Consider the following 8,381-nt stretch of genomic DNA (forward strand, 5'->3'; position numbering starts at 1 on the left):
AAAATCAGGGCAATCGATACTAATGGGAACGGAGGGAAATCTATGTTTTTGTCATTCATGCAAGAAGTATTCAATAAAAAATCATATGCAGCATTGAATGAGCTTGTATTGAAGGCAAAGAATGGGGATGAGAGGGTCATGAATGACCTTCTCATTGAATTTACTCCGTTTATGAAAAAAACGGCTTCTTTCGTATGCAAACGATCCATTGATGAGCATGATGACGAATTCAGTATTGCGATGAGTGGATTTCATGAAGCAGTATTACAATTCAATCCAGCAGAGGATTCATCGTTAACGACATTTTCACATTTGATCATAAAGCGGAGGCTTATCGATTATTTTCGAAAAGAAGCAACGAGAAACGATGTCATTCATTTATTGAAAGACGTGAATGAAACTTCAGACTTAGATGTCCAACAGTACGTATTCGATCGATCGTCAATCGTCTCCTATTCAAAAGAACAACAGGCGGAAGAACGTCGTGAAGAAATCATAGAATATACCAAACTTTTAAAGAATTATGGTCTATCATTTCAAGAGCTGGCCATGTCATCTCCAAAACATACAGACTCAAGGAAGACGGCTATTCATATTGCGCAAATCATCGCAGAAACACCTGAATTCTATCATTACCTTATTGAAAATAAAAAATTGCCGGTAAAAGAACTTGAATCGACTGTGGAGGTTTCAAGAAAGACAATCGAACGACAGCGGAAATATATAATCGCAGTTGTATTACTGCTTAATAGTCACTTTGTGTACATAAAGGAATATATAAAAGGGGAACTTATATGATGCGGACATACAGGGGTGTTGTTTTCGAAATAGAAAAAAAATATACTGTATTTCTAACGGAAAAAGGCGAATTTTTACGTGGAATTCCAATTGGTGGACCGCCCAATATTGGAGATGAAGTCGATTTTCATCTAATAAATACGCCTTCTCTTTTTAGTGGAAGAGTGAAGCCGCGATTATGTGGAACAGTTATGATAGCGGCAGTCCTTCTTCTTTCTATCGTAGCATCTTTAATTCCTATGGGTGATGAAGTGATGGCCTACGTTCAATTGGAATCAGACACGGCAATGGAACTTGGTATTAATGAATTAGGAGAGGTCATTGTTTTACGATATTTGAATGGTACATCTGTTGAGACTAAAAAGAGCCCTGATCATTGGATAGGTGACTCAATCAGTAACGTGCTGGACACAGCTCTGAAGAAATTAACGGCAAAAGGTATCAGTGAGCAAGTAAATATTACAATTATCTATGAAAATAGCAAAAACCAACAGAAGGTACAAAAAATCGTTGGAAATGCAGTTCGGGATGTACAAAGCGCAAATAAAGAATTGACTATGAAAATTGGCGAAAGCACAGCGGAAGAAAGAGCGATGGCCAATATGCAGGAAATGTCGGTTTATAAATTCAAGGAAAGCCAACAAGTTAATCCGGCGAAGGAAATAAAGCCGTCTTCGGAAATTGATGAGGACCGGAAAAATAATCCAGCAAATGAGCAAAGAGAAATGGAGACTCCTATCAATAAGGAACCAATCTCTTCAGTGCCGGCTAATGAGAAGGTTAACCGGAATGAAAATGCGAAGGAATCAAGTGGAAATAAAGTTCAGAAATCGAACGGAACTGTTGAAAAGCCAATTATGGAACAAAAGGAAAAAACCAAGGAGACTCCTGTAGAGAAGGGGAAATCAAGTCACCCTGAACCGGGAAATGGAAATTCCAATAAAGGTCAAAGCCCTGCACCACAGCAACCTAAAGAAAATAAAAATGAACAGAAGCAATCGGAAAACGATAATTCAGCAAATGCTGCTTCAAAAAACAAAGACCAACCTAATTCACCTTAAGTGTGCTTTAGTTTAATAAATAGATTGGCAATATAGAAGTACTGAAACAGGCTCTTATCCTTGAACAGGATAGGGGCTCATTTTTCATTTTATGAGCATTTAGTGTAATAAGGAGACTAAAAATAAAAGGAATTATATTTAGAATGCCGAATAATTAATGAGCCCAAAATTGAAAAGGCAGGTGTTTTATGAATAATCCTATCTTAAAACAGATTGGAACAGTCTTTATCCCGGTAAGCAATATTGAAAAAGCGAGGGATTGGTATTGTGATATTTTAGGGGTGACAGCAGATGGAGAAATTCAGTTTGGTCATCTTTATGTTCTACCAATGGAAGGTACAGGAATTGTGTTAGATAGCAAAATTTATTCAGTAGAAAGGGTATTTAAAACTCCAACATTCCACTTAAATACGAGAAACATCGAAGAGGCGTTTCGCTTTATGAGGAAAAAAGGCGTTGAATTGATTACAGAAATTGAACATAACCACTATTTTAATTTCAAAGACCCGGATGGGAATATCTTAATGGTTTCCCAATGCTAATGGGGGATAACTGGTGAAAAAACTCCACTACCTACGAATGTAAGTAGTGGAGTAATTTTTAATTTAACAATTTAATCCTCATTTGCAATAACATAATCCTCAATGAGTTCCAAATAATCCTCAAAATTCGAATATAATCCTCACCTATGTCACTAGGGCGAGGAAAGCTCAAAACTTACTTCGGATAGGTCTGACACACACGTCCAATTTGTCCATCAGCCAACCGCACTTTAATGCCGTGGGGATGGGAGCTGCTGTTTGTCAGTAAATCCTTTACGATACCGCGTGTTGTTTTGCCTGTACGCTGGTCTTTTTTTAGTACGATATCAACTTCCAAGCCAGGATAGACATCGCTTCGATTTTTGCCGTTCATAGTAAAACGTCCTCTCATTCATAAGTTTCTTTAGTATAGCATGAAATGATAGAGGACCCGATACTACACACTACTTCGGCAAATGCTTCAAAAAATTCGCAGCTGCAAACCCGCGTACTTCCTGTTCACTATAATGCTTTAACAGCTCATTAATGAGATTTTGATGCATCCCGGCATGTTCGAGATGGGGGATTTTCACATCAATACCGTCAAAATCTGAGCCAAGGCCAATCAAATGCTTCCCGCCAAGTGAGCAAATATAGTCAATATGACGAATCAAGTCCGTCATGCTCGCTCTGTTTGTGCCGTTTATAAATTCAGGATAATACACAACATGAATCGGCGCATTTTTTTCAATCATTGCTTTTATTTGTGCATCGTTCAAATTGCGCTCATGATTGCAAATAGCCATTGCGTTTGAATGAGAAGCAATTACATAATCGGCATGCTCGATGACATCCCAAAAGCTTCGTTCATGTAGATGGGTAACATCGGTGAATAGCCTGTGCTCATTATTCAGCTTGATGATTCCTTTGCCAAACGGTGTAACGCCAATCTGTGATGTACTATGTAAGCCGTCAGCTGCTTCATTGGAGTAATTCCATGTAAGTCCGATCGATAACACGCCAAGCTCACGGAACTGATGCCAAAAATCAATGTCGCCACCGAAAAAATCAACGCCTTCAATTGTTAAAAAAGCGCCAGTTTGTCCTGGAAGGAGCTTATCAAAATCCGTCCATTTCTTAATATGCACAACTTGTTCACTTAGCACTTGCTGCTGAAAATGCGCAATCTGTTTGAAAGCAGCAGCCCGTTTTTCCTCCAAAGTTAAAGTAGGGTAAACATAAATCGCAAACGCCTGTGCCATCACATTTCCTGCGCGAAGTTTATCGGCATTTACATCAAGCAGGCCATCGTCAAACCGGTGACCATCCTGCTGCATGCGCCATAATGCATCACAATGTAAATCAATTACTGGAATATTCATCAAAAAACCCCCTCTATTATGGTGAAAAAAAGGTGAATGACCGCAATCATCCACCTAATCTTAATACTAATCTTTATGCATGATGGAGCCCTGCAAAAATACCGCCTTTTGCGACAAGCTCTTCATATGTCCCTTGCTCTTCAATGCCATTTGGTGTAACAACGAAAATATAGTCCGCATCGCGAATGGTCGCTAAACGGTGCGCAATGATCAATGTCGTCCGGTTTTTCGCCAAATCATTCAACGACTGCTGGATAATCCGCTCAGTCGCCGTATCTAAGGCAGATGTTGCCTCATCCAAAATTAAAATTGGCGGGTTTTTCAGGAACATGCGCGCAATTGCAAGACGCTGTTTTTGTCCGCCCGATAACTTCAGACCACGCTCACCGATTTCCGTCTCAAAGCCATCCGGTAAATTCTCGATAAATTCTAGCAAGTTCGCCTGCTCGGCCGCTGCTTTAATGTCCTCGAAGCTTGCGCCTAATTTACCATATTCGATATTTTCACGAATAGTACCTGTAAATAAAAATACATCCTGCTGTACTGTACCGATTTGCTTGCGGAGCGACTGCTGTGTTAAATCGCGGATATCATACCCGTCAATCGTAATTGCACCATCCGTAATATCGTAAAAGCGGGGGATCAGTGCACTGATCGTCGTTTTCCCTGAACCGGATGGACCGACAAAGGCAACCGTTTTTCCTGCTTCCACCTTGAACGATAGATTGTTGAGAACTTGCTTGCTGTCCGCATATTTGAAGTCCACGTTTTTAAACTCGATATCGCCGTTTAATTGGTCAACATCAATTGCATTTGGGCGGTCGACAATCGTCGGCTCCTGGTCAAGCAGATCGCAGAAACGTTTAAAGCCGGCCATTCCTTTCGGATACATTTCAAGTAATGCACTGATTTTATCGATTGGTCTAATTAATACATTCGTAAATAAAATAAAGCTCGCAAACTCCCCGGCTGAAAGATTGTCGTTAAATGAAAGCCAAGCGCCAACGACAAGCACGAGCAATGTAAGTAGACGTGTTAAAAAGTAAATGCTTGAATGCGTACCGGCCATTACCTTGTAGGCGTAGATTTTCGCTTTACGGAATAGAGCGTTCTGATCTTTAAAGCGGTTCGTTTCGAATTCTTCATTTGTAAATGATTTCACGACGCGAATACCGGAGAAGCTGTCTTCCACACGGCCATTGACGTTCGCGATTTCACTATACATAACGGCCCAGCCTTTTTTCATCCGTCTGTTGCTCCAATACATGACCGCAATTAAAAACGGAACGAAAATCAGAATAATTGTCGCAAGGGTCGCGTTAATATTGAACATTATCGTAAACGCTCCGATAAATGTCATCATTGCGATGAATAAATCTTCCGGACCATGATGTGCAAACTCCCCGATATCAAATAAGTCATTCGTTATACGACTCATTAAATGACCTGTTTTCATATTATCGAAAAACGTATACGGCTGGCGCTGTACATGATTGAACAGCTGCTGGCGCATATCCGTTTCGATATTGACCCCGAGTTTATGCCCCAAATAGTTCACGACATAGTTCATGCCTGTACTTAAAATATACGTCAGTAAAAGAAGCGCACTGATTTTTGTAATCATGCCCCAATCGTTCGTCGGGAGCAGATCATCGATAAACCATTGCACAGCCATCGGGAAAAGCAATTCCAAAACGGCCACAAATACCGCACACGAGAAGTCGATAATGAACAATCGCTTATGCGGCTTATAATACGTAAAAAATCTTGCTAGCATTGTAGTTCCTTTCTGTTAAACAACTCAAAACTGAGTGCAACCGGTTGTATTAGTTAGTGAAAATGATTCTTACTCGGATTATAACATTTTTTAGGAGTTTTTCGAGGGGCGAAATAGTGCGGGGATGGAAAAAATTGAAATTATATCTCAAGTGGTACTTGGGTAGAGAATATATAAACGTTAAATTTATTTTTAAGCATGTTAGTTATGGTAAGAAAAAAGAAATGGTACACTTAAAAGAAGCAAAGAAATGAAGGTGTATGTATGAATTTTTATATAGTAATGCAAGGGCGTACATACGATGAGGCGAAGGAAAAGCAGGTCGTATGGTGCTCAATTTTAGATAGTAGTGGACAAACACCCCATTCTTGGGAGCGGATGAAGGAAGTAAAGAAGGGCGATGCAATTTTTCACTGTGTGAAAGGGGAAATCGTCGCGATTAGTACCGCTCAGGAAGATTGCGGGGAAGGTGTGAATCCTCTTGATCATTCAGGAGTAGTTGGGTACCAATTCCCGGCAGTATACGAGGAATTAGATTTTCCGGTTTCAATAAAAGAACATTTTGATGAAATTCAGCCACTACTTCCAGTAAAATATTCACCGTTCCAACATAATGGTGACGGCAACCAAGGATTTTTATATCCTTGTAATGAAATGCTCGCGATCAAGCTGCTGGAGCTTATGAGTGATGCCAATATTTATGAGGAAAATGAAGAGCAGCTGGAATTTGCCATTGGTCTCATTGCCCAAAAGGAACGCAATACGCTAGCGCCTGTTTTAATCGAAACAGAAGCAGAAGCAAAGGTGAAAATCCGTAAAGGGCAACAAAAATTTAGAAAGCAACTGATGCCATTATGGGACAATCAATGTGCATTATGTGGCATCTCGTTACCTGGATTATTACGTGCAAGCCATTCAAAACCATGGAAAGATGCAACGAATGACGAGCGACTTGATCCATACAACGGTATTCTACTTTGCCATAATCATGATGCATTATACGACCAAGGCTATATCGCGTTTGATGGAACAGGGAAAATCCACATTTCCTCTGAAATTGACCAGATGGATTACGTAAAATACGGGATTCATGAGAAAATGCGCGTTGCGAGAGTAGAAGAGAATAAGAAATATTTTAAGTGGCATAAGCGGGAGATATTTAGAGGTAATGAATAGTTAATAAAAAAGCAAGGTGTTTGCCAAAAGTTAAATGGTAGCACCTTGCTTTATTTTATTCCTCTACTAAATAGTGGTAGATGTCGTATTGGATTGGTTGTTCGAGTACCATTTCCATTGTAACGACGGGGTAATATTTTCCTTTATCCAAAATTCTTTCGGGCTTTGCAGAGCCTGGATTTACAGCACACCGACCAAGGTAATAGAAATCTTTACCTTCACCATTGTCTTTTTTTACAAACAGGTACACGTTTGTCCCATTTTCAACAGAGTGGATAAGAATTTGCATTTCCTTTGATTTATCAATATATCGGTTTTTTGTTGAGCACCATTTAAATGTATCTTCTGATAAAAATTCATCCATATAATTTGTTTCAAGATTGTTTTCATCATTTTTATGATAATTTACGAAAATAGGGAAATCGCCATTTTTCGGTCGACCACCATTTAATGTACCTTCCTCGTTCTTTTCCCAGTCTAGTAAGCGGCATACTTCGCGGCGTGAGTATTTTTCATATAGTTTAAATGGCTCGTAATTATTAAATTGTTTGTTTTTAATAAAGGCACATTCAAGTAAATCAACAAAGTATTGTTTGAAATTTATGTCTCGTAGTGAAAGTTGCAATTCCTCATTAAACATATAGTATGAATTTGATTTAATAATTAACGGTTTATTTCCGAATTTTTTATTGTCAGCCTCTACGAAAAAGTTTAAAGAAAACACATTTTCAATGCCTTCAATTGTACCTTTATGAATATAAGCATTATGAGCTTGCAATGCTGCAAGATAGCTTTTTTCTGAAATAGATTCTTCTTCTAAAAGAAGCTGTAATAATAAAATTTCATGAATTCTTTTCCCTGATAAAAAGTCCTTCCCTATTAATGCGAGGACAGATTTTTCATAATCGGTAATTGAGGAGATATTTTCTTTCATTTTCAATAAAAACTCATAATAGGTAGGAGTGTAGCTAATAATGACTTCGGGATCTAACGAATTTTGTTCAATAAAATCCTTAAGCATCGGAATACGTCCAATCCGATTTTTAAGCTCAGAATAGCTATCCTTTAACATTTTTAATGTCGATAAATTAGCGTTATTTATCGCTTCAAAAATTTGCTTCTTCGCGATTTCCTCAAAATTAATTGTTGAAACCCCTTGAATATAATCCGTGTTTACTGTGTTGCGGCGAACATTATCTTTGTTCATCGACTTATCACCAGATAGGGCAATCGGAATTAAATAGTTATTTTTGTAGTTGCCGATAAAATCAATGATCGTTACATATTCCTTCACATTATGTTTCCGTAATCCTCGACCAAGCTGCTGAATGAAAATGATGCTAGATTGTGTTTGGCGAAGCATTACAATTTGGTTAATGAAAGGAATATCGATACCTTCGTTAAAAATATCTACTGTTAAAATATATTCCAACTCACCATTTTCTAATTTAGCAATGGCTTCTTCGCGTTCTTCTTGAGAGTGATCTCCGGTCAATGCAGTCGTTTTATATCCGCGCATAGTCAGTAGGTTGGATAGAGTACGGGCTTCTTCCTTCGTACTGCAAAACATTAATCCACGAACGCAATCCCCAGAAAATCCGTAATAAGAAATTTTTTCAATAATATGGTCAATTCGTTCACGATGAACTAACTTTTGTAAATCTGC

Annotated in this window: 8 protein-coding genes (1 of these 8 only partly in view); 4 read left to right on the forward strand and 4 right to left on the reverse strand. The window is 38.6% G+C overall.

What is annotated here, in order from left to right:
- The first annotated feature begins 42 nt into the window (after positions 1-42).
- The 3 genes from sigI (at position 43) to MKY07_RS02115 (ending at position 2,401) form a co-directional block, all read left to right on the forward strand.
- Complete coding sequence (gene sigI / locus MKY07_RS02105) at positions 43-798, forward strand: RNA polymerase sigma-I factor (protein WP_339263651.1); 756 nt, start codon at positions 43-45, stop codon at positions 796-798.
- A complete protein-coding gene (locus MKY07_RS02110) occupies positions 798-1,859 on the forward strand; it encodes an anti-sigma factor domain-containing protein (RefSeq protein WP_339263652.1) in 1,062 nt (353 codons plus the stop codon). Before sigI ends, MKY07_RS02110 begins: the two co-directional genes overlap by 1 nt.
- A gap of 188 nt (positions 1,860-2,047) precedes the next feature.
- Positions 2,048-2,401, forward strand: coding sequence for a VOC family protein (locus MKY07_RS02115; protein WP_339263653.1), 354 nt, complete (start codon positions 2,048-2,050; stop codon positions 2,399-2,401).
- 175 nt (positions 2,402-2,576) lie between these two features.
- Here the strand turns inward: MKY07_RS02115 and MKY07_RS02120 are convergent, their stop codons facing one another.
- From MKY07_RS02120 to MKY07_RS02130, 3 genes are all read right to left on the reverse strand, one after another.
- On the reverse strand, positions 2,577-2,774 hold the full coding sequence (locus MKY07_RS02120; protein ID WP_014824828.1) for a YwbE family protein: 198 nt from the start codon (positions 2,772-2,774) through the stop codon (positions 2,577-2,579).
- Positions 2,775-2,844: 70 nt separating this feature from the next.
- Positions 2,845-3,762, reverse strand: a complete 918-nt coding sequence (locus MKY07_RS02125; RefSeq protein WP_339263654.1) for a dipeptidase — start codon at positions 3,760-3,762, stop codon at positions 2,845-2,847.
- Between the two features lie 73 nt (positions 3,763-3,835).
- Positions 3,836-5,539 (reverse strand): ABC transporter ATP-binding protein, encoded by a 1,704-nt coding sequence (locus MKY07_RS02130; RefSeq protein WP_339263655.1) that lies wholly within the window; start codon positions 5,537-5,539, stop codon positions 3,836-3,838.
- A 264-nt stretch (positions 5,540-5,803) separates the two neighbouring features.
- Here MKY07_RS02130 and MKY07_RS02135 point away from each other — a divergent pair, with 264 nt between their 5' ends.
- Positions 5,804-6,715 (forward strand): HNH endonuclease, encoded by a 912-nt coding sequence (locus tag MKY07_RS02135; RefSeq protein WP_339263656.1) that lies wholly within the window; start codon positions 5,804-5,806, stop codon positions 6,713-6,715.
- A 55-nt stretch (positions 6,716-6,770) separates the two neighbouring features.
- Here MKY07_RS02135 and MKY07_RS02140 read toward each other — a convergent pair whose 3' ends face one another.
- Positions 6,771-8,381, reverse strand: the 3' portion of a protein-coding gene (locus MKY07_RS02140; RefSeq protein ID WP_339263657.1) for a DEAD/DEAH box helicase. 1,260 nt of this gene lie beyond the right edge of the window; only the last 1,611 of its 2,871 coding nucleotides appear in the window; the start codon falls outside the window, past its right edge — the gene reads right to left on this strand; its stop codon occupies positions 6,771-6,773.

The sequence above is a fragment of the Solibacillus sp. FSL W7-1472 genome, assembly GCF_037969775.1.
Taxonomy (GTDB): Bacteria; Bacillota; Bacilli; order Bacillales_A; family Planococcaceae; genus Solibacillus; species Solibacillus silvestris.

Bases quoted from the DNA above. Each gene is read 5' to 3' on its own strand.
- sigI (WP_339263651.1), top strand. From the start codon at position 43: ATGTTTTTGTCATTCATGCAAGAAGTATTCAATAAAAAATCATATGCA.
- MKY07_RS02110 (WP_339263652.1), top strand. From the start codon at position 798: ATGCGGACATACAGGGGTGTTGTTTTCGAAATAGAAAAAAAATATACT.
- MKY07_RS02115 (WP_339263653.1), top strand. From the start codon at position 2,048: ATGAATAATCCTATCTTAAAACAGATTGGAACAGTCTTTATCCCGGTA.
- MKY07_RS02120 (WP_014824828.1), bottom strand. From the start codon at position 2,774: ATGAACGGCAAAAATCGAAGCGATGTCTATCCTGGCTTGGAAGTTGAT.
- MKY07_RS02125 (WP_339263654.1), bottom strand. From the start codon at position 3,762: ATGAATATTCCAGTAATTGATTTACATTGTGATGCATTATGGCGCATG.
- MKY07_RS02130 (WP_339263655.1), bottom strand. From the start codon at position 5,539: ATGCTAGCAAGATTTTTTACGTATTATAAGCCGCATAAGCGATTGTTC.
- MKY07_RS02135 (WP_339263656.1), top strand. From the start codon at position 5,804: ATGAATTTTTATATAGTAATGCAAGGGCGTACATACGATGAGGCGAAG.